The following is a 19,552-nucleotide window of genomic DNA, read 5'->3' on the forward strand; positions in this document are numbered from 1 at the left end:
TTTAGCGCATAGGCAAGGGATACATCAAGCCGCCATCACGCCAGAGTGCGTTAAGACCTCGTTCTATGCCCAAAGGGCTGCCTTTACCCAGATTGCGCTCGAAGCTTTCGCCGTAATTACCCACTTGGCGCACAATTTGATAGGCCCAGTCGTCGCTCAGCCCTAAGCTACGGCCCAGACCCGGTATCTTGCCTAGAAAACGCTGCACATTGGGGTCGGGATTGTCTAGGTGGGCCTGCACATTGGCTTGCCCCAGCCCTAAATCCTCAGCGTTCAGCATGGCCTGGAACGTCCATTTGACCACGTTGAACCAGGCATCATCCCCCTGCCTGACGAACGGCCCTAAAGGCTCGCGCGATATCTGCTCGGGCAACAGCACGTAGGCGTCGGGGTCTTGCATGCGTGAGGCGCGTATGGAGGCCAACCCCGAGGCATCGGTAGAAAACACATCGCAACGACCAGCGGCAAACGCTTTGACCACTTCGCCAAACTGTTCGATCACGACAGGCCTGTAGCGTATGCCTTTTGCCCGGGCCCAGTCGGCCAAGGTATTTTCATTTGAAGTACCGGTCTGCATGCAGATGGTCGCCCCATCCAGGTCTTCGGCCTTGCGCACGCCGTCCTCTTTATGCGTCAGGAAACCTTGGCCGTCGTAAAAAATGATGCCTATGTACAGCGCCCCTGTTGCGGTTTCGCGTGTCAACGTAACAGTGGTGTTGCGCGCCAACACATCGATTTCGCCGGACTGTAAAGCGGTAAAGCGCTGCTGCGAGCTAAGCGGCACCGGCCGTATGCGTTCGGCATCCCCCAGCACAGCCGCTGCCACCGCACGGCAAAAATCTATATCCAAACCCTGCCATCGCCCTTGGGCATCGGGCGCGGAAAACCCCGCAAAGCCGGTGGTCACGCCGCATTGCACATAACCTCGTTCACGCACGATATCCAAGGTAGAGGCTGTCGCCGCAGGTGTGCCGGCGCACCAAGCTCCCAGGGCTAGGCACGCGCCCAACAGCGACCGTAGCTTTTGCCTACACTGAAATTTCAAAGCCATGTGTTTCCCTACCCCTGCTTACCGACCACCAAACAAGGCTGACCCCACCCGCACCTCGGTGGCGCCCTCTTCGATGGCAATCTCGAAATCGCCGGACATCCCCATAGATAGGCGCGAAACCGTCTCAAAACCCGACTGCTGCAAACGATCCCGGCATTCGCGCAGCTTGCGAAAGCAAGCCCGTACCGCCTGCTCATCATCGGAAAGAACTGCCAGCGTCATCAAGCCCTTTACCTGCAGGCTGCTCATGCCTTGCAAGGCCCGCATAAAGTCCGGCAGGTCTTCAGGCAGCAAGCCGGCTTTGCTAGGCTCGTCCGAGGTTTTCACCTGTATCAGCACGCTCATGGATAAGCCTTCTTTTTGCAGGCGCGCATCCAGCGCCTGCGCCAGCGCCAGACGGTCAAGCGACTGCACTTCACAAGCATGACGCACGACGTCTTTGACCTTATTGGTCTGCAGCTGACCTATGAGCACCCATTGCAACGGCAGATCAGCCATCAAGGCCGACTTATCGCGCAGCTCTTGCGGACGATTCTCGGCAAAGCGATGCAAGCCCAAGGCAGCCGCTTCGCGCAACACGGGTTCCGGAAAGGTTTTACTGACTGGCAGCAGATTCACTTCGCTGGCCGGGCGCCCGGCACGGGCGCAGGCCTGGGCCATGCGTGCCCTAATGCTTTCCAAACGCTCAGACAAAGTAGTCAACGATTTCTCCTGGGTGAGATAAGGCGTTTAACGAGACGCTGACACGGTGGTCGGCCCCTGCAACTCCAGCTCGCTTTCGAAGCGTCGAATCTGGCCGCTGAAGGGATCGGGAAACGCAATGGCGCGGGCCAACAATTGCAAAGGACGGCTTAAGTCGTCGTCAAGATCCATGGCTTGATCAATAGGATAGTAACGGTCATTGCAAATCGTGATGCCCAAGGCATTCATATGCACTCGCAACTGGTGTTTACGCCCCGTCGTGGGGCGAAGCCGGTAATGCGCCCACTCGCCCTGACGAGCCTGCACTTCGATGTGGGTTTCGCTGTTGGGCTCACCCGGCGCTTCTTGCATCACGAATCGCCCCGGCACCGCCAGCAGATGGCTGCGACGACACAAAGGTAAGGCCAGATCTGCGCGCCACGGCGCCCAAGCCTCGTACTCTTTTTGCACTTGGCGTGACTGAAATAAGCTTTGATAAGCGCCGCGCTTATCGGGGTCTGCGCAAAAAAGCAGCACACCGGCGGTCTCGCGATCCAGCCTATGCATGGGCGAGATTTCCGGCATAGACAGCTGCTCTCGCAAGCGGGTCAACGCTGTTTCGCGCAAGTATTGCCCACCCGGCGTACTGGCCAGAAAATGCGGCTTATCGACCGCAATCAAGGCGTCATCGCGGTATAGCACCTTGAGCTCAAAGGGAACCGCGGCCTCGTCAGGCACTTCACGGTAATACCACAGCCAGCCCTGCGCTTGGTAGGGTTTGTCCGCCCGTTGCGCCATCCCTGCGCCGTCCACGATGTCGCCGCGTGCCAGGCGCGCTTCCAGAATATGCTCAGGCACGTGTGGAAAGCGTTCACGTAGAAACTCGAACAGCGTGCGCCAAGGGCCGGGAGGCATGAAGACCCGGCTGGCCGACACGCCACCGCGCATGGGTAAGGGGCAAGGCGGCCTACGACGACTCATGGCTTAGGGCCGCTGGCTAGGGTTGAAAGCGGTTTGCTCATGCTCTGCTTGCGCATCCAGCCCGAGCGCATCGTCACGTATGACTTCAAGGCGCTCTTGGTGCAAATCCACTTCCAGCGGCGTCATTTCAGGCATGTTCTTGCTGGCTTTGACAGACAGTTCCGTAAAACGCTGCGCCTTGCCATATAAGCCTTGCCTGCCCGCCAAAGCCGTCACGGTACGGTTGTAATGGTTACTCGCCGCTCCCAGGGTGTCGCCCAGTTTCTTTAGATGCTCGGCCACCACAACCACCTGGTTGTAGACATCGCCCGCCAGCTCGCCAAGCTTGTGGGCTTGTTCGTTGCTACGTGCCATGCGCCACAAATTAGCGACGGTTTTCAGTATGGGCATCAGCGTCGTATGCGACACCAAGACCACATGACGCTGGTAACCATGGTTGAACAGATCGGGCTGATGCTGCAAGGCCGCCATATAGGCCGCTTCTATGGGCAAAAACATCAGCACGAAATCCGGCGACTTCAGCCCGATAAGCTGGGTGTAATCTTTACGGCTCAGATCAACCATATGGTTGCGTATGGCCTTGACGTGGGCATCCAGCGCCGCCTGCCGCGCCTCTGGGGTGGAAGCAGCCACAGCACGCTCGTAATCCACCAAAGACACCTTGCTATCCAACACCAGATGCTTGCCGTCCGGCAACTTGACGATGAAATCGGGCAAGAACACCGCCCCCGCTTCGTCGCGTAGCCGCACCTGGGTTTGGTAATGGTCGCCAGGCATCAAGCCCGCAGCCTGCAAGGTTTGTTCGAGTTGAATCTCACCCCAGTTGCCCAGGGTTTTCTTTTCACCCTTTAGCGCGCCGGCCAGTGTGTTGGCTTCAGCACTCATTTTCAGACCGATCTCTAGCACTTGCCGGATTTCGGCCCCCAAGGTGGCATGCCCCTTGAGGGATTCGGCATGCACTTCGTTAACGCGTTGCTGAAAGCCTTGAATCTGCTCGCGGAAAGGCTGCAGCATGGCGTCAAGCGCCACGTGGCTGCTCTGCGCCAGGCTACGGCCTTTTTCTTCCAGAATTTGATTGGCCAGATTCTGGAACTCGGCACGCAGGCGTACACCGGTTTGCTCCAAAGCCTGTTGCAAGGCGGCCTGCCCCGCCATTTTTTCGGTATGAGTTGCCGTCAGCGCAGCATGGTCTTTTTCGAGTGCGCTGAAACGCTGGCTAAGCGACTGCAAGGCAAGCTCTCGGGACTGCAGCGCATCGCGAGCCTCTTCCAGGCGCTCGCGCAGACCTTGCGATTCGAACTGGCTGCGAGCCAGCTCGCGTTCTGATTCGTCACGCTGCTCGCGTTCGGACTGCAAACGCCCCCGCGCCAACCAAGCCTTGCCCAAATAGCCCACCAGCAGCCCCGCTGCTACAAGCAGCAGGGCGATCAACCAGCTTGGCAAGGCGTTTACCGCGACTTCTGTCATGTGGAACCGTTACTTCTTAACACCAAAGCAATGGTCCAAAGTGGGGAAGCTACCGTCGCGCACACTACGGGCGTAGTCAGCCACAGCCTGATCAATGACCGCCGCCACATCGCCAAACTGCTTGGCAAAACGCGGAATGCCGCCACCCGACAAGCCCAGGATGTCTTCGGTAACCAGCACTTGGCCGTCACAATGCGGAGAAGCCCCGATACCAATGGTGGGGATGGAAACGGCTTCGGTAATACGCCGGGCGAGGCCTTCAGCCGTGCCTTCCAGCAATAAACCAAAAGCGCCCGCACGCTCGTGTGCCAAGGCATCCTGAAACACACGCTCGGCTGCTTCTTCGCTCATGCCTTGGGCCTTGAAGCCGCCCATCACATTCACGTACTGAGGCATCAAACCGACGTGCGCCATGACGGGAACACCCCGTTCAACCAGATACTGTGTAACCGGTGCCAGCGCGGCCCCGCCTTCGAGCTTGACGCCCGCCGCACCCGCCGACAACATTTTGGCTGCATTGGTAAACGCCTGTTCGAGCGAGCCTTGATAGCTGCCGAAAGGCATGTCTGCCAGAATGCAGGCACGCCGCGTAGAGCGAACCACTGCTGCCACGTGGGCGGCAATCTGATCAGTCGTAAAAGACAGGGTATCTGGTAGGGCGTAGCCCACCATTGCCGTCGAATCCCCTATCAGTATCATATCGAGGTGGGTATCAAGCAGCCGCGCAAAAGGCGCACTATACGAAGTGAGCGAAGCGATCTTTTTCTGGCCTTTGTAGGCCATCAGCTGAGGGATAGTCAAACGCTTAACTTCAGTATGTATACTCACGGTCTGCTCCTTGCAAAATCCTAGGTGCCCGGCACCTTTGTATGGCACAGTGCCCACACTTACCGGAGAGCAACATGTCCAACATTATGAATACCTTCAAACTGCACGATGGCCATTCCGTCCCCCGTCTGGGATTCGGTGTGTGGCAGATCGAAAATGATATTGTCGCCGATGTTGTGCGCACCGCCATCGAAACAGGCTATCGCCTGATCGATACGGCTGCCATATACGGCAACGAAGAGGGAGTAGGCCAAGGCCTGCGCGACAGCGGCATCGACCGCAAAGACCTGTTTGTTACCACCAAAGTGTGGAACGACAGCCATGGCTACGACGCCACCATGAAGGCGTTTGAAGACAGCATGGCCAAGTTGCAGCTGGAATACATAGATCTGTACCTGATTCATTGGCCTGCCCCAAAAATCGGGCTGTACCATGAAACCTGGAAGGCCATGATACAGCTTAGAGACGAAGGCCGTATCAGATCCATAGGCGTCTCCAACTTCAATACTTCTCATATTCAGCGCTTGCTGGACGAAACCGGCGTGCTGCCTGTGCTTAACCAGATAGAGCTGAACCCGCGCTTCCAGCAACCCGAATTACGCGAATATCACGCCGAAAAAGGGATAATCACGGAATCGTGGAGCCCCCTGGGCCATGGCCAGGCCGACCACGACCAGCTTTGGGAAAACCCCATTTTGCAAGCCATTGCGGTCAAGCATCAGCGCACCATTGCTCAGATTATTCTGCGCTGGCACTTGCAGCTGAACAATATGGTGATCAGTAAATCGGTCAACCCACACCGCATACGCGAGAACTTCGCCGTCTTCGACTTCATGCTCGATAACGACGACATGGCCAACATTGCCACGCTGCACGACGGCGAGGCCCGCCGGGGCCCCGACCCCGAGCGTTTCCGCTTGCCCAAAACCAGCTAAGCCGCCCTCTGCCGGCTTCGGTCAGGCTCGCGCCGTAGCGGCACGGGCCTTGACCACCCACAAGACGTAATACGCGGCCAGCGCAGGCGGCAAACCGAAAGAGACCAACAACACCCACGCCGCACGGCCTGCACCCTCTACACCGCCGGGGTCGCTAAAGCCCGCCGCGTTGGCAATCATGCCACCCAATGCCGACCCAAACGCCACTGCGTAAAGCTGCACGGTAATGATGGCCGAAGAAGCCATGTTTTCTTGACCTGCCGGCGCCACTTTGTAGATGTGCGTCAGCATGTGAGGCCAACACATGCCTATGCCCAAGCCTATCCCCAACAAAGGCAAGGCCAACACCGTCGCCGATACCCCAGGCCCGGGAAAATCCACAGTCAGCAACAGCCCCAATGCAGCAATGGATACTGCCGTCACGGCAGGGCCTAAACGCAGCACGATAGGAATGACAGCCCCGGTCTGGCCGGCGCTACTGACGGTGCCTATCGTCCAGCCTATCGAGATCAGCGAAGCCAGATAGCCGGCTGCCAGCGGCCCATGACCATGCAGCACCTGCAGAAAATACGGAACGAAAACTTCGCTGGTAATGACGATGCTCAGCAGTGCGATGCAGGCATACACCGCCCCCATTTTGGCGAGATCATAGGCCCCTTCCGGCATCAAGCGGGTTCGACCACGCAGGTCTGCAAAAGCGATAAGCAGTGTCAAGATGCAGCCAGCCACAACGCCCAACAGATTCTTCCACGCTACAGGGCTAAGGCTGGCAACGGACACCGCCAATACGGCCAGCACCATTAAGCCGAGCTGCACAAAAGGCACACCCTGCGCTTGTCGCGACAAGGCGCTTTGCCGCTTTAACTGAGTTTGCACCACGACAGCCAACCCAGCCGCCACCAGGATCACCGACCAGAAGGCCCAGCGCCACAGCCCTGCCTCGGCGAATATGCCGCCAATGGCAGGCCCCAACAGGGTAGCCACCCCCCACATGCTAGACAGCAAGGCCATAGTTTTTGGCCATAAGCGCTCTGGAAACACAATGCGCACACTTGAATAGCTAAGGCCCAGCAAGGCGCCGCCCCCCAACCCTTGCAAAGTACGCCCCACCAACATCCAGGCAATATCGGGTGCCATGGCACACAAGACGGTGCCTACCGTAAAGACAACGATAGCCAGCAAAAATGCCTTGCGTGGGCCAGCCGCAGTCTGCAGATGGGGCGAGAGGGCCGAGCTTAAAATGGAAGCCATGACGAACAAGGTCATATTCCACGAGTAGTAAGCAAGCCCGCCTATGTCTTGCACGACCGAAGGCAAAATGGTCGCGACAATGAACATATTGACTGCATGCAGAGCTACCCCGCCTGCCAGCGCCAGAGTACGTAGGCCATTGCGCCCCCATAGCAACTCAGACCAAGACGCCGTCGTTCCTTCCTGCCCACCCTGCACCGACATTACAACTCCTAGTAAAAAACAAGCCTCTGAGGCGGCGCTGCGCCAGCCTCCCCCTTCTCGCCCCGCTTAGCGCCAGAAGGTATCACGCCGAGCCATCATACCGACTGCACAGCGTTTGATGATTTCCCACAGATAGTGAGCGAGGGGCGCAGGGGCACGATTTTTGCGGTGCACCAACATAATGCGCCGCGTCAGCGGGGGTGAGAGACGCCGAACTTCCAGACCCGGCAAACCGGTTTCGGGAATCGACAAGCCTGGCATGATGCTCGTACCCAGACCTGCTCTTATCATCTCAAAGGCTGCCGTTGCATGCCCCACCTGCTGCACTACCCGATGCGCTATTCCGTGTCGGCGCAAGGCTTCGTCTATCAGGCGTCGGCTACCCGAGGCCTGATCCAGCAAGACCAGCGCCTGCCCCGAAAGCGCCTCCCAGGGCAACTCGCGCTCTTCACGCAAGACCTCGCTGGCCGGCGGGGCCACGACCACGAAAGGGTCCGTCAGTATGGTTTCCCCGTCCAAATCGCGAAGACGGTCAGCACAGGGTTCGACCACCACGCCAAAATCCACTTCGCCCGACAACACACTGGCCAACACATCGGACTGCACCCGGTCCAGCAGCAGTATCTCCATGCCGGGCTCACGTTCTGCACACTCGGCCAAGCACAGCGGCATCAGCATGGCTGACAAAGTGGGACTGCTGGCAACCCGTACCTTGCCACGTCGCGTACCGGCCCAATTGCGCAACTCCATCAGCATATTGTCGAGCTCGTCCACCCATTGGGGCAGCCGCTGCGCCAGCATGGCCCCAGCTTCGGTCAGCACGACCTCGCGGGTGGTACGGTCAAACAGGCGTATGCCCAGCTCGTCTTCGAGTTCGTGCACGGCCCGGCTGACCGCCGGCTGCGACAAGCCAATGCGGGAGCCAGCCCGACTGAAGTTGCGCTCCTGGGCTACCGCCAGAAACACACGTATCTGACGGAAGCTGACATTCACACGCAGTCGCTCACGAAGTCGCGCAGCACCTGCGCGCAAACGTCAGGTTTCTCGACTTGCAGAAAATGCGTGGTGTCTGGCACGGACACATAGCGTAAGCCGTAGTTCTCGGCCATCCAGCGACACGCCTCACCCGAGACCTGCACGCCCTCGACAGCAGGATCACACGCCACAAGCTGCAGCGGTATGCTGATTCGGCCCACATGTTCGAACAGCGCCGAGTCGTCGTTGGCGGCAAAGACATGCCCCTCGCGATCAGGCGCGCAAGAAAGCCGCCACCCCTGCCCATCGGTATCAGGACGCATAACCGCCTGTGCCATGTCTTGGTAGGCCTGAGGCAACCAGCGAGACAAATGCGACTGTTTGGCAAACTGGGCAGCCAGCTCCGAAGGGTCGTTGAAGCGGCTGCGGCGAGTGACAACACGCGCCGCCAAACCGTACATCTCGGCCATGTGTGCGTGCCTATAGGGGTTACCCTCGGGCGGCATGAAAGGCGGGTCGTACAGCACCAGCGCATCTAGGTCGGCACCGCGCTCGCGCAAATAGGCGACCGACACGATAGAGGACAAAGAGTGAAAAGCGCCCACAGTGGTGCGTCGCCCCAGCACGCGGTTAATAGCGCGCAGTACGTCACCCATGTCACGTCGAAACCACTCCCAGTTGTGATGCTCGTACGGGCCTGCGTCGCTGCGACCATGGCCGCGCAAATCGAATACCGCTACCTGAAAGACATCAGTCAGGCGCGACCAGAAGTCAGCATAACCATCCACCGCCATGCCGTTGCCATGGCTGCATACCACACGTATCTTTGCATCTTCGGGGCCGAAAACACGGACGGGGATCTTGACGCCATCGGCCATGACGGCAACCATTTGCCGACCATCCAGCGTCAAACCCGAAGAAAGCTGCTGACTAATTGATTCCATGAAAATTCCTGCGCTCTGATTAATGCGGAAAAATTATATATCTATGCAATAAATCCATTTCTATTTTGAAGCGAACTCGCGTTCAATACCTGCCTTATGAAACGGTCTTATTACCTCCCCGACAATTACACCCTCGCCCTACTGGGCGCCTTGGTGCTTGGCAGCATACTGCCAGCTTCCGGCGTCATTGCCACCGGCCTGGGCTGGTTAACCACCGCTGCCATCACTTTGCTGTTTTTCCTGCACGGTGCGCGCTTGCCGCGCGAAGCCATTATTGCCGGCTTGACGCATTGGCGCCTACACCTGTGTATTTTCAGCTGCACCTTCGTCATTTTCCCCATTCTGGGTTTGGTGGCCCGCCCAGCCCTGACGCCCCTGGTGTCCGACTATCTGTACGTAGGCATACTGTTTCTGTGCATGTTGCCGGCCACCGTGCAGTCTTCCATCGCCCTGACCTCCATCGCCAAAGGCAATGTGCCGGCAGCCTTATGCAGCGCATCGGCATCTACCTTGCTGGGCGTGGTACTGACGCCATTTCTCGTTAACTGGTTTGTGGTGCCCACAGGTGGTGCCGGTGCATCGCTTGAAGCCGTGGGGCGCATCATGTTGCAGCTGATGCTGCCCTTCATCCTTGGTCATGTATTGCGCACACGTTTAGGCCCAACCCTCAAACACCGCAAGCTCGTCATGTTTGTCGACAGAGGCTCTATCTTGCTGGTGGTTTATACCGCCTTCAGTGCTGCCTCACTGGCTGGCCTATGGCAACACATTTCAGGTAAAGATCTGGCTGGCTTGGTGCTGATCTGCGCCCTATTGTTGGCAATCATGCTGGGAATCATCTTTGCGCTGGGCCGCATCATGGGCTTCAGCATAGCCGACCGCGTCACGCTGACCTTCTGTGGCTCGCAAAAAAGCCTGGCCAGCGGCGTACCTATCGCCCATATTCTGTTCTCTGCATCCACCGTGGGCGCCATGGTTGTACCCTTGATGATTTTTCACCAAATGCAGTTGATCGTTAGCTCTGTACTAGCGCAGCGCTGGGCCAAACACCCTGAGCACGAGGCGGAATCGGGCACCAGCCACTGACGCGCAGGCTTACTCAAAGACGGCTACGCGGTTCCGGCCACCTCGTTTGGCTTGGTAGAGCATGTCATCGGCAAGCTTTAGAACCGCAGCAATGGATTTGGCATCATCCGGCCAATGGGCCACGCCCAGCGACACGGTAATGTTGCCCACCATGGGCATATCGGCCGCTTCAACCTGGCGGCGCAGGCGTTCGGCCATCTGGGCAGCAGCGTGTTTATCCGTGCCGGGTAACAGAATCAAGAACTCTTCCCCACCCACTCGACACGGCACATCGCCGGCGCGGCAGACCTCTTTCAAGCAGTTGGCGAGGGATTGCAGCACCTGATCGCCTACATCGTGGCCGTAGGTATCGTTGATTTTCTTGAAGAAATCAATGTCTACCGAGACCGCAGCGAAAGGCAGATTTGCCGTCTGGAATTCCGTCAGCGCCGCATCTAGGCTGCGGCGATTACCCAAGCCGGTAAGCGGGTCGGTATGCACGTCTGCGTGCAGCCTGCGAATATTATTCTTAAGCAGGCCTATCCCCAACAACATAATGCGTTTGAGTTCCTGGGCCTCAAAATACCAGGAGTTCACGGTCTGGATGCGATCTTCCGTTGTCGTGTCATCCATACTTTGCGCGCTGTTGGCCAAAAGCCGCAAGGGGCGTGAGATCTGCCTGGCGCACCACCATATCACCAGCAGCGAAATCAGGGTGATCGGCAGGGTCTTGAAAATGACTCGCTGCATCAAAGACTCTATCGGCGCCAGCGTTTGCGCTTTAGGCCGCTGGGCCACCACCCCCCAACCTGTGCTTTGCACCACCGCATACCCGGCCAGCACGGGCACTTGACGGCTGTTAACGGTTTCCTCACTACCGTTTAGACCCTTGGCGATCTTGTCTATCACCGTATTGCCCTGTACGTAATCGCCAACGCGATCCGACTGCGGGTGATAAATAAGTTGATGGTCGTGACTTACCACGTACACATAGGAGCCATCCTTGTGATAGTGGCTAGCCAATAGGCGGTTCAGAATGCTGGGCTGGCGCAGGTAAATACTGCCGCCGATCAAACCCAGATACTTACCCGTTGGACTCCAAACCGGGCTGGAAATAAAAACAATGAAATTTCCCGCAGCCGAGATGTAAGGGGTGCTGATTGCCGGCTTTTTTTCTTCCATTGCCGCCCGCACGCCGGGGGTTTGCAAAGTCATGCCCATGATGCTTTGATTTTCGGGAGAAGTGGCCAGCACCTCTCCACGGCTGTCCAGTAACATCACGGAATTAAAGCTGTCGGTCTGTAGGCGTAAGCGATCTACCTCGGCGGCATAGGCTGCCTCATCACCGAAATTCTTGCCTAATAGTGCGGCACTGTAGGCCAGTTGTTGCTGAGCCTGCTCGATAAAATCATTGGTGCTATTAGCCAATTTAGCGGCATAAGCCGCATTGCTTTCCAAAGCGCTGTCGATAAGCTGACGGCTTTGCACCAGGTAGCTGGCTTGCATAGTATTGGCCAACGACACTAAGGCACTGACGATGGTCAGCACCAAGATCAGGCGTCGCAGATCGATTTTATGAAGGAACAGCTTGGTCATGGCACTGGCTTGAAAAGACGTATCATGCGGAATCATAAGGCCTGCATGCAGGCCTTGCCAGGGTCAGACTATAGCCCTCGGGTTATATTTCTTGCGCGCCAAAAAGTCATGGACTTATGCGACGCCCCCGCAACAGACTCGACTTAGCCCCTGACTCATAAGCATGGACACCCAAATCAAGCGCTTGATCCCCGTGATTGGCATGTTGGCATTTGCCAGCATGGCTGCCACACGCATCTGCGACCCCATGCTGGTCAATTTGGCGCAGGCCTTCGGCGTGGACCTCGCACAAGCCGCAAGGGTGGTCTCTTGGTATGCCGTTGCCTACGGGGTTTTCCAGCTACTTTACGGCCCCTTGGGCGACCGCGCCGGCAAATTGCGCGTGGTGGCCGGCGCAGGAGTAGTGTGTGCCTCACTCTCCCTACTGACAGCCTTAGCCCCCACCTACTGGACACTCGTCCTGGCCCGCACCCTCATGGGGGCAGCGGCAGCCGGCATCATCCCCTTGTCCATGGCCTGGATAGGCGACCATGTTCCCTACGAGCACCGCCAAGAGGCGCTCGCCAAACTCTTGAGCACCTCTGTCTTTGGCATGATGCTGGGCCAATGGTTTGGCGGGTTCGCCGCCGAAATATTGAGCTGGCGCATGGCATTCTATGTCCTGTGCGCCGCATTTTTATTGGGCTCGCTCTTTCTTTGCTTAAATGCCCGTTCCTTCATGACGCCACCGCCCGCTACTAAGGCAGCGGGCTTCACCCAGTACGTCAAGACCCTGGCCGAACTACTGCGTATTCCCCGAGTTCGCTGGGTGCTGGCCGTTACCCTGGCCGAGGGAGCCTTGGTATACGGTGCGTTTTCGTTCACACCCAGTCTGCTGGTAGACAAATTCGGTATGTCGGTGTCGGCCGCCGGCGCCACCATGGTGCTGTATGGCGTAGGCGGCTTGATATACAGTCCCTTTGCGCGGCGCTGGTTAGCCTTGCTGGGCGAGCGCGGGCTGGCGCTTACCGGCGGCAGCTTGATTACCCTGGCCCTTTTGCTACTGGGCTGGACAAGCACCCCCTGGGTGGGTGCCACCGCCTGCTTGATGGGGGGCCTGGGCTTTTACATGCTCCACAACACTTTGCAGACCCAAGCTACCCAGATGGCTCCCGCCTGGCGCGGCACCGCTGTTACCCTGTTTGCCTGCATACTGTTCTTGGGACAGTCGCTCGGTGTCTCACTGGTGGCGATGAATATCGGCCGCTTCACGCTGGGTGCAATGTTCTGGGTTTGCGCGGTGGGAACCATGGTGCTGGCGTGGCAAGTGTCGCGTGGTGTACGAACGCGTGCAAGCGGGCCATAAACCCACACTAGGCTTAGCCCTTTTTAAAGACGTCGGACTGACCTGAGTATGCTATGCGGCATCAGCACCGCTGCCAATCCAGCTTCCACACACCCTGCCGTACATTCTGCAACCACAACAGGCAAGTCAGTGTTTTGGCGTCGGTTAGTTCACCTTCCTGGCTCGCACGCAAAAGGTCGTCTACCGCCACCGCGTGAACGTCCAACTGTTCGCCGGCGTCCAAAGCGCGCTCTCCGGCTTGCAAGCCACGGGCGAAATAGATATGAATGATTTCGTTGGAATAGCCTATGGCCAGATGCAGAGCACCCGCCTTGGCCCATTCGGTGGCGGTGTAACCGGTTTCTTCCCACAGTTCGCGGCGACCGCAGACTAAAGGCTCTTCTTCGGGATTCATTTTCCCTGCGGGAAACTCGGTCATCACTCGGCCCACCGCATAACGGAACTGACGCTCGACTATCACCCTGCCGTCGTCCAGCATCGGAATGACCACTACCGCACCAGGATGTCGCACATACTCGTAGCTGACTTCACGACCATCCGCTTGCCGAGCTACGTCTCGGTTAAGAGATAAAAAATTCCCTTGGTACACCACCTCGGATTTGATGGGTGTTTCGATTAAATGCGTAGCAGGGTCAAAGGACTGAGCTTCAGTCTTGGAGGAATGTTGAGTCATAGGTAAGCCTCGTGAGGGCGGCACATCGAAGAGCGTCATGCTACGCCACTTGCCTTCAACCTGTCTGCGCTTTGGAAATCCTAGGCAACATCTGGACATTATCTTTTTTCCGACTGGGGTTAAAAAGCCCTGTATGAAAACTGCAGTGACATTCAGGCATGGCTAAGCAGACTCGCTCTTTATTGAGAAGAGCCGCTCGACGCGCCTTGGCCGCGTCGGGGGTCACTATTGCCGTGCTGTATAGCTGGTGGCAAATTATTGAAGCGGCTCGTGAGCCCGGTACTTTGCCGGCAACGAGTATGGGAACCCCATTAGCCCTGGGTCGTGTAGAACTAACCCCCACCCGCCTGCAACTGCGCCCTGCGCTCGACTCCCAAAACACGACGGGGCTTCAGTTGGTGTTATCCGCTCAGGTGTTGAATATGACGGGTGAAACCCAGTCCGCTCCATTCGGCTACCCTCCGCGCTTGGTGACGGCGAACCATGCCGGCGTCACCCTGGAGGCACCGCAGGTACAACTGCTGCGTGACCATGAACCGTTGCTGCAATTGCAACCCAGGATGCCCGAAGAGGTGGAAATCATTTGGCAGCTACCTGCTCGTGCGAGCCCGGAGCCGCTGCAACTGACCTTCTTTCACCAACAGTTCAAGCTCAAGGACAACCTTTATGGACGTTCGAACTGGCTGGGCTATTCGGCTTTAGCACATCTCACGACCACACCGGAACCCGCCCCATGAGGTTCATTCGTCTTTTAATTCCTCTGTGCTTAGGCGTCGTGGTGTTGGCTGCCTTGATGGCCTCTACGCCGGGCTATGATGATGCGTTCAAACCGCTTCGTCAGACTGTGCAGCATGGAGAAAGCGCGCACGGCCGGCTGTTTAGCGTGCGTTTTGTAGACTGGATGACAGCTGAGCGGCTTGCCTACCAGCTTTACGGCAAGCCCACCACCAAGGATACCCAGGGTGTTTTTCTGCTCGCCGACTTCCAGGTCTCTGACGTTCGTGAGTCGGTGTCTCTGAGCGCAGCCTGGCAAGGCCCAAGTGGAAGGCGATACGCGCAAACAGCAAGATTGGAAGATGCGCCCTCTGCTCTCAAGAGCCGCCAGTTTCATCCAGGGATAGAAACGAAGGGGCGCGCCATTTTCGAACTACCGCCAGACGAAATTGCAGGGGGCACCTTACTCGTGTCGCGCAAAGGCTTGAATGTACTGGACACCGAATTGGCGCTGCTGCCCCCTAACGGCCACCCCAAACAACATGCATTGGAGCAAAGCTTGAACCCATGAAACGACGCTACTGGCTGGCCTGCGCCGGCGTACTATTTGCCGCTGCCGTGGCCCTTAAGGGTTGGTTCAGCTTCACTGAGCTGGCTAGCAACCGCGAATGGCAGGCCATACCGGCCGGCCCAGACGGCACAGCATTGAAGGGTGTGCAGGTTTCCGTGCAGCAGCAGACTGCCGCTATTACCACGCAGCGCCCTAACTATGCTGCGCTATTCGTGCGTTTGCAGCTGAACTTGGCCCCCAACGCCAGTCAAGCCTGGCAAGATTGTCGCGTATCTTTGCATGGTGAGGACGGCCAAATCTGGAGGCCGGTGACCACGGGCGATGTATACGGCGTTGTGAAGATGCTTGCCCGCGACGGCAAAAATTTGGGGCTATGCAATATGCATAGCCATACTGAGCAAAAGGAAGCCGAAACACGAGGCGCCGATCAGTTATTTTTGGTACCGGTGGAAGCACTGGACACGCTGCATGTGCATGTGTCTGGCCTAGGCACACGTCCCGAGGCGATTTCCATCCCACTGACGCCATCTATCAGGCGCTTACCTTAGCGGCACGCTGAGAGGCCAGTGCGAGGTTAAGGCCTGCGGCCAACACACAAAACTGAACCATCACCACCAGCACGCCCGTCTGTGGCTGTCCCGGCATTCCGAATAAAAGGTTGAGCGGGACCACAACTAAGTTCCAGACCTGCAAATCTTGCGGGCCTATCAGGTGAGCCATACCTAACCACAGCCACCGCCCCGCCCAATCCGCCAGTCGCCACAAAACCAGTATCGACACGGTCAGCCACACCCCGGCAGAAGCAGCGAGCAGAACGCCATTGGCCACCGCGTGCCAGCGCTTGATTACGCCTGCCCAGAAGTGCCCAAAGAAATCCGTGAGGGGTTTGGGTAAAGCCGCCCAGCGCTGGGTCACGCGACCCGCCACACGCTCTGTCGGTGGGGCCATCACATTCAGGTTGTGCCCATATACGATGGCGCCAAGATTGAACCAAATCAGGGGTAACAAGGCATAGCGAAAGAGCTCGCTCAACCACGACGAAAGCTGCCACTGCGGCCAGTCAACGGGCCGTACGTCGGCCTGTACAAGCGCAGCTTCAGCCGACGGCAAGAACCAGTCGAGCAGACTAGTGGGAGACGGCAAACTGGCGAGCCAGGCAACGAATTGCTGCTTCCAGCCGCTTAGTACATACAGCGCAATGATGACCCACGTCGCCTCGCAAGCCACCACCACCAGCGGCCAAGCCTGATGGCCGGTTTGAGCATACCTAGCTTTGGCCATACGACGCACCCACCAAATGATGGCAACGGGCAACAACAGCCAAAGCGTGCCGTCGACTTCCAACGCAGTGGGCCCCATGTCTTGCGGGTTCAGAAAATCAATGCGGTTCCACTGCTCGGACAAGAAAGCCCGAGAGTAATCACGCAAGGTATTGCCAAGAAACCCCCAGCCCGCGTAGTAGCCATAGAAAGGGATAAGCACGGCCAACACGGCCCCGGCAAATAAAGGCGTGTCACCTTCGGGCGGCGAGGCTGCACTTGGAACTGAAGGCTTACGCCTAAATTGCAGGGGTTGACCACGCAAGATAACGAACATGCCGACGAACACGATCAGTTGCAATAAGATAAGCATGATCACGGCCACCAGCCCCGCAAAACGCTGAATCATGCCCAGCTCAACGGCCAGATTCATCAGCAAGTCTTCCAGCAACTTAGCCCCAAGCAGCACGGTAAGCAGAACCGGGCCATGCTTGACAATCAAGCGAGCTGTTTGCTTCAGGTGGGCACCCACCACCGTTGCCACTGCGTTATCCACTTGCGTCTAGCCTCTTGAATACGAGTTACCCAAACTAGTTGCCGCCCTTAGAACATGCCTAGACAAAGTTACCATGGTGTCTATGGCGCACATCAGGTCAGAAAGGGGGTATGCCAGGCTGATCTGTCACAATAGATGTCCACCGTTCGAGCCAGTTGCTTGGTCTATCGGGCTATCAACCCATATAAATCGCCTGCTCAAACCATAAGCTGGAACCTAGTCGATGAACCCAGATGTAGAGCCATTGCCCACTAACCAAAAAACCGCTCCCGACGACTGGCCGGATCCAACGCGCTGGCGCATCTTGACGGTACTGCTCACCGCACTGTTCATGTCTTTGGTTAGCGTCAGCATTGTCAACGTCGCGCTCCCCGCTATCCAGCAGGGCCTGAACGCCAGCCAGTCGAATATTCAATGGGTGCTGTCAGGCTATGCCTTGACGTTCGGTGTCATTCTCGTCAGTGCGGGGCGCGCAGGCGACATCATGGGACGCGGCGGCTTGTTCCTGGCCGGCGTCGTCGTTTTTACCGCCGCCTCCATAGGCGCAGGTCTAGCACCCAGCGCCCCTTGGCTGAATGTCGCGCGCTTTTTACAAGGCCTAGGTTCTGGCCTGCTCAGCCCGCAAGGCATAGGAATGATTCAGCAGTATTTCCGAGGCGCCGAACGCGGTCGGGCTTTTGGTTATTTGGGCACAGCCGTGGGCTTTTCAGTTGCTGTGGGGCCGGCCTTGGGTGGTCTGCTCATCCAACTGGGCGGGCCCGATATGGGCTGGCGCCTTACTTTCCTGATCAACGTACCGGTAGGCTTGGCCACCATTGTTCTAGGCTGGCTCTGGTTTCCACGACCGCTTATCACCTGGCCTAAAAAGCGCAACCCAGCCGGCGCATCCAAGCATCAGGGCCTGCTGGCTTCCCTAGACCCGGTAGGTGCCTTGCTACTGGGCCTGGCCGTGCTGGCTGTACTCTTTCCCTTTATGGAGTCCCGCACCACACCCCTTACCTGGGTACTGTTGCCGACTGGCCTGGCACTGGCTTACGTGTGGGTCAAATGGGAACGCCGCCATGCCCGCCTAGGCGGCAGCCCCATGGTGGACTTAAGCATTTTCTCTATTCGCAGCTTTACCAACGGAACGCTCATCATGACCATGTACTTTCTTGGCATGACCAGCGTCTGGGTATTGATAGCCTTATACGTACAAATGGGCACTGGCCGCAGTGCTTTTCAAGCAGGGCTATTTGGTATTCCTGCCGCTTTGCTTTCCGCCTATGCGGCCAACTGGGCCGGTCGACGCGTCCTGCAGTATGGTCGCCGCATCGTCATTGGGGGTTTGCTGCTGGCCATACTCGGGCTGGGCTTGAGCATTGCGGTTGCCCTGCTTTACGAGCAAGGGCTCGCCAGCGTTTGGTGGCTGTTGCTGACCCTGTCTTTCATAGGCGTGGCGCAAGGCCTGGTCATCAGCCCCAACCAGACCCTGACTTTGATGGACGTGCCGCTGGCCTATGCCGGCAGTTCGGGGGCCATCATGCAGACCGGCCAACGCATAGGAAGCTCGATAGGCATTGCCGTTATTACCGCAGCCATGTTTACCGCCCTCAGCGCCACGCATTCGTGGACACTGGCCGTCGTCGTGGGTTTTATCGTGGTCACCCTCGTGATGTTTGCCACCTTGTATGTGGCCATCAAAGACCATAAGGGTCGCGTGCAGCCATAAATACAGCCAACTTTCAGCGAGCCTCGGCCGCAAACCCCGCCGAGGCAAAGGCCACCAGCTCTTCCACCAACTGCTGATAATCCGTGCCATCCAGTCTGCCGCCCGAAAGACGCAGCATGCTGCTTGAGCGCGAGCGCGTTGCGGTCAGCACCGCCCCCACCAGAAAATACAATCGCCATACCAGCGCCTCTCGGCTAACCGTTGGCAAACACTGTTGCAACAGGCCAAGAAACTGCTCGTTAATCTCGTCGTAGACTTGCGTAATCAGCTGGTCTGACAATTGGCCGTACTGAGCAGTCAGCCCCAAAGACAAAGAGGACGCTGCTGTACATGGGGCCAACGCATCGCTTCCGAACATGGGCTCTATCCACGCGCGCACCACGCTTTCGGCGCTAAAGCCACCCTCTTCTTTTAATAAGGCAAAACGCTCTTGACGCGCCTGATTCAATGGGGCGGTGACCTCTTTGAAGACGTGCTTGAACAAGCCTTCCTTATCCCTGAAGTAATACTTGATCAGTGCGGAATTGGCCTGCGCAGCCTGGGCAATTTCTCGAATAGAGGTGTTGGCATAGCCCTTGCGGCAAAACAATTCGGTGGCCGCCTGAATCAAACGATCTCTGGTCTCTATGCTCACACGGCACCTGTAGTTGTGTCCTCACGCAGCCATTCTAAATGAAGGTATTGCCTCGTATAGTTAAAAGTAATGGCAGGCAAAAAACCATAGGTGGACGAAAACATTCACTCA

General features: G+C 57.5%; 19 protein-coding genes. 7 read left to right on the forward strand and 12 right to left on the reverse strand.

Annotated features, from left to right (window positions below):
• Window position 1: 1 nt before the first annotated feature.
• Genes H0484_RS02905 through panB form a run of 5 tightly spaced genes read right to left on the reverse strand, consistent with a single transcriptional unit; the run spans window position 2 to window position 5,008 of the window.
• Window positions 2-1,051, reverse strand: a complete 1,050-nt coding sequence (locus H0484_RS02905) for an amino acid ABC transporter substrate-binding protein (RefSeq protein WP_226952926.1) — start codon at window positions 1,049-1,051, stop codon at window positions 2-4.
• 18 nt (window positions 1,052-1,069) lie between these two features.
• The gene (locus H0484_RS02910; protein ID WP_226952927.1) at window positions 1,070-1,753 is read right to left on the reverse strand and encodes a YggS family pyridoxal phosphate-dependent enzyme; all 684 of its coding nucleotides are present in this window, start codon (window positions 1,751-1,753) and stop codon (window positions 1,070-1,072) included.
• Window positions 1,754-1,780: 27 nt separating this feature from the next.
• On the reverse strand, window positions 1,781-2,713 hold the full coding sequence (locus H0484_RS02915; protein ID WP_226952928.1) for a pseudouridine synthase: 933 nt from the start codon (window positions 2,711-2,713) through the stop codon (window positions 1,781-1,783).
• A gap of 3 nt (window positions 2,714-2,716) precedes the next feature.
• On the reverse strand, window positions 2,717-4,180 hold the full coding sequence (rmuC, locus tag H0484_RS02920; protein WP_226952929.1) for a DNA recombination protein RmuC: 1,464 nt from the start codon (window positions 4,178-4,180) through the stop codon (window positions 2,717-2,719).
• Between the two features lie 9 nt (window positions 4,181-4,189).
• The gene (gene panB, locus H0484_RS02925) at window positions 4,190-5,008 is read right to left on the reverse strand and encodes a 3-methyl-2-oxobutanoate hydroxymethyltransferase (protein WP_226952930.1); all 819 of its coding nucleotides are present in this window, start codon (window positions 5,006-5,008) and stop codon (window positions 4,190-4,192) included.
• 74 nt (window positions 5,009-5,082) lie between these two features.
• On the opposite strand from panB, the gene H0484_RS02930 reads away from it, so the two are divergent.
• A complete protein-coding gene (locus tag H0484_RS02930) occupies window positions 5,083-5,943 on the forward strand; it encodes an aldo/keto reductase (RefSeq protein WP_226952931.1) in 861 nt (286 codons plus the stop codon).
• A gap of 21 nt (window positions 5,944-5,964) precedes the next feature.
• Here H0484_RS02930 and H0484_RS02935 read toward each other — a convergent pair whose 3' ends face one another.
• The 3 genes from H0484_RS02935 to H0484_RS02945 form a co-directional block, all read right to left on the reverse strand.
• Window positions 5,965-7,398, reverse strand: a complete 1,434-nt coding sequence (locus tag H0484_RS02935; RefSeq protein ID WP_226952932.1) for an MFS transporter — start codon at window positions 7,396-7,398, stop codon at window positions 5,965-5,967.
• A gap of 66 nt (window positions 7,399-7,464) precedes the next feature.
• Window positions 7,465-8,391, reverse strand: coding sequence for a LysR family transcriptional regulator (locus H0484_RS02940; protein ID WP_226952933.1), 927 nt, complete (start codon window positions 8,389-8,391; stop codon window positions 7,465-7,467).
• A complete protein-coding gene (locus tag H0484_RS02945; protein WP_226952934.1) occupies window positions 8,388-9,317 on the reverse strand; it encodes an alpha/beta fold hydrolase in 930 nt (309 codons plus the stop codon). Before H0484_RS02945 ends, H0484_RS02940 begins: the two co-directional genes overlap by 4 nt.
• Before the next feature lie 96 nt (window positions 9,318-9,413).
• Here H0484_RS02945 and H0484_RS02950 point away from each other — a divergent pair, with 96 nt between their 5' ends.
• The gene (locus H0484_RS02950) at window positions 9,414-10,403 is read left to right on the forward strand and encodes a bile acid:sodium symporter family protein (protein ID WP_226952935.1); all 990 of its coding nucleotides are present in this window, start codon (window positions 9,414-9,416) and stop codon (window positions 10,401-10,403) included.
• 9 nt (window positions 10,404-10,412) lie between these two features.
• On the opposite strand, the gene H0484_RS02955 is transcribed toward H0484_RS02950, so the two are convergent.
• Window positions 10,413-11,978: a sensor domain-containing diguanylate cyclase gene (locus H0484_RS02955; RefSeq protein WP_226952936.1), complete on the reverse strand. Its 1,566-nt coding sequence runs from the start codon at window positions 11,976-11,978 to the stop codon at window positions 10,413-10,415.
• A gap of 163 nt (window positions 11,979-12,141) precedes the next feature.
• Between H0484_RS02955 and H0484_RS02960 the strand changes: the two genes are divergently transcribed.
• Entirely contained in the window at window positions 12,142-13,323 is a 1,182-nt protein-coding gene (locus H0484_RS02960; protein ID WP_226952937.1) for an MFS transporter, read from the forward strand.
• A 61-nt stretch (window positions 13,324-13,384) separates the two neighbouring features.
• On the opposite strand, the gene H0484_RS02965 is transcribed toward H0484_RS02960, so the two are convergent.
• Complete coding sequence (locus tag H0484_RS02965) at window positions 13,385-13,996, reverse strand: NUDIX domain-containing protein (protein WP_226952938.1); 612 nt, start codon at window positions 13,994-13,996, stop codon at window positions 13,385-13,387.
• Window positions 13,997-14,154: 158 nt separating this feature from the next.
• Here H0484_RS02965 and H0484_RS02970 point away from each other — a divergent pair, with 158 nt between their 5' ends.
• Genes H0484_RS02970 through H0484_RS02980 form a run of 3 tightly spaced genes read left to right on the forward strand, consistent with a single transcriptional unit; the run spans window position 14,155 to window position 15,829 of the window.
• Entirely contained in the window at window positions 14,155-14,733 is a 579-nt protein-coding gene (locus H0484_RS02970; protein ID WP_226952939.1) for a hypothetical protein, read from the forward strand.
• Complete coding sequence (locus tag H0484_RS02975) at window positions 14,730-15,281, forward strand: hypothetical protein (protein ID WP_226952940.1); 552 nt, start codon at window positions 14,730-14,732, stop codon at window positions 15,279-15,281. Before H0484_RS02970 ends, H0484_RS02975 begins: the two co-directional genes overlap by 4 nt.
• Complete coding sequence (locus tag H0484_RS02980; RefSeq protein WP_226952941.1) at window positions 15,278-15,829, forward strand: hypothetical protein; 552 nt, start codon at window positions 15,278-15,280, stop codon at window positions 15,827-15,829. Before H0484_RS02975 ends, H0484_RS02980 begins: the two co-directional genes overlap by 4 nt.
• Here H0484_RS02980 and H0484_RS02985 read toward each other — a convergent pair.
• Complete coding sequence (locus H0484_RS02985; RefSeq protein WP_226952942.1) at window positions 15,813-17,096, reverse strand: hypothetical protein; 1,284 nt, start codon at window positions 17,094-17,096, stop codon at window positions 15,813-15,815. The genes H0484_RS02980 and H0484_RS02985 overlap by 17 nt on opposite strands.
• Window positions 17,097-17,319: 223 nt before the next feature.
• Here H0484_RS02985 and H0484_RS02990 point away from each other — a divergent pair, with 223 nt between their 5' ends.
• Window positions 17,320-18,807, forward strand: a complete 1,488-nt coding sequence (locus H0484_RS02990) for an MFS transporter (protein WP_226952943.1) — start codon at window positions 17,320-17,322, stop codon at window positions 18,805-18,807.
• A gap of 13 nt (window positions 18,808-18,820) precedes the next feature.
• Here H0484_RS02990 and H0484_RS02995 read toward each other — a convergent pair whose 3' ends face one another.
• On the reverse strand, window positions 18,821-19,441 hold the full coding sequence (locus H0484_RS02995) for a TetR/AcrR family transcriptional regulator (RefSeq protein ID WP_226952944.1): 621 nt from the start codon (window positions 19,439-19,441) through the stop codon (window positions 18,821-18,823).
• Window positions 19,442-19,552: the final 111 nt, after the last annotated feature.

The sequence above is a fragment of the Mesopusillimonas faecipullorum genome (assembly GCF_020539505.1).
Taxonomy (GTDB): Bacteria; Pseudomonadota; Gammaproteobacteria; order Burkholderiales; family Burkholderiaceae_B; genus Mesopusillimonas; species Mesopusillimonas faecipullorum.

Excerpts from the sequence above, each read along its gene's own strand:
- H0484_RS02905 (WP_226952926.1), bottom strand. The coding sequence starts at position 1,051 with ATGGCTTTGAAATTTCAGTGTAGGCAAAAGCTACGGTCGCTGTTGGGC.
- H0484_RS02915 (WP_226952928.1), bottom strand. The coding sequence starts at position 2,713 with ATGAGTCGTCGTAGGCCGCCTTGCCCCTTACCCATGCGCGGTGGCGTG.
- rmuC (WP_226952929.1), bottom strand. The coding sequence starts at position 4,180 with ATGACAGAAGTCGCGGTAAACGCCTTGCCAAGCTGGTTGATCGCCCTG.
- H0484_RS02930 (WP_226952931.1), top strand. The coding sequence starts at position 5,083 with ATGTCCAACATTATGAATACCTTCAAACTGCACGATGGCCATTCCGTC.
- H0484_RS02935 (WP_226952932.1), bottom strand. The coding sequence starts at position 7,398 with ATGTCGGTGCAGGGTGGGCAGGAAGGAACGACGGCGTCTTGGTCTGAG.
- H0484_RS02945 (WP_226952934.1), bottom strand. The coding sequence starts at position 9,317 with ATGGAATCAATTAGTCAGCAGCTTTCTTCGGGTTTGACGCTGGATGGT.
- H0484_RS02950 (WP_226952935.1), top strand. The coding sequence starts at position 9,414 with ATGAAACGGTCTTATTACCTCCCCGACAATTACACCCTCGCCCTACTG.
- H0484_RS02955 (WP_226952936.1), bottom strand. The coding sequence starts at position 11,978 with ATGACCAAGCTGTTCCTTCATAAAATCGATCTGCGACGCCTGATCTTG.
- H0484_RS02960 (WP_226952937.1), top strand. The coding sequence starts at position 12,142 with ATGGACACCCAAATCAAGCGCTTGATCCCCGTGATTGGCATGTTGGCA.
- H0484_RS02965 (WP_226952938.1), bottom strand. The coding sequence starts at position 13,996 with ATGACTCAACATTCCTCCAAGACTGAAGCTCAGTCCTTTGACCCTGCT.
- H0484_RS02970 (WP_226952939.1), top strand. The coding sequence starts at position 14,155 with ATGGCTAAGCAGACTCGCTCTTTATTGAGAAGAGCCGCTCGACGCGCC.
- H0484_RS02975 (WP_226952940.1), top strand. The coding sequence starts at position 14,730 with ATGAGGTTCATTCGTCTTTTAATTCCTCTGTGCTTAGGCGTCGTGGTG.
- H0484_RS02980 (WP_226952941.1), top strand. The coding sequence starts at position 15,278 with ATGAAACGACGCTACTGGCTGGCCTGCGCCGGCGTACTATTTGCCGCT.
- H0484_RS02990 (WP_226952943.1), top strand. The coding sequence starts at position 17,320 with ATGAACCCAGATGTAGAGCCATTGCCCACTAACCAAAAAACCGCTCCC.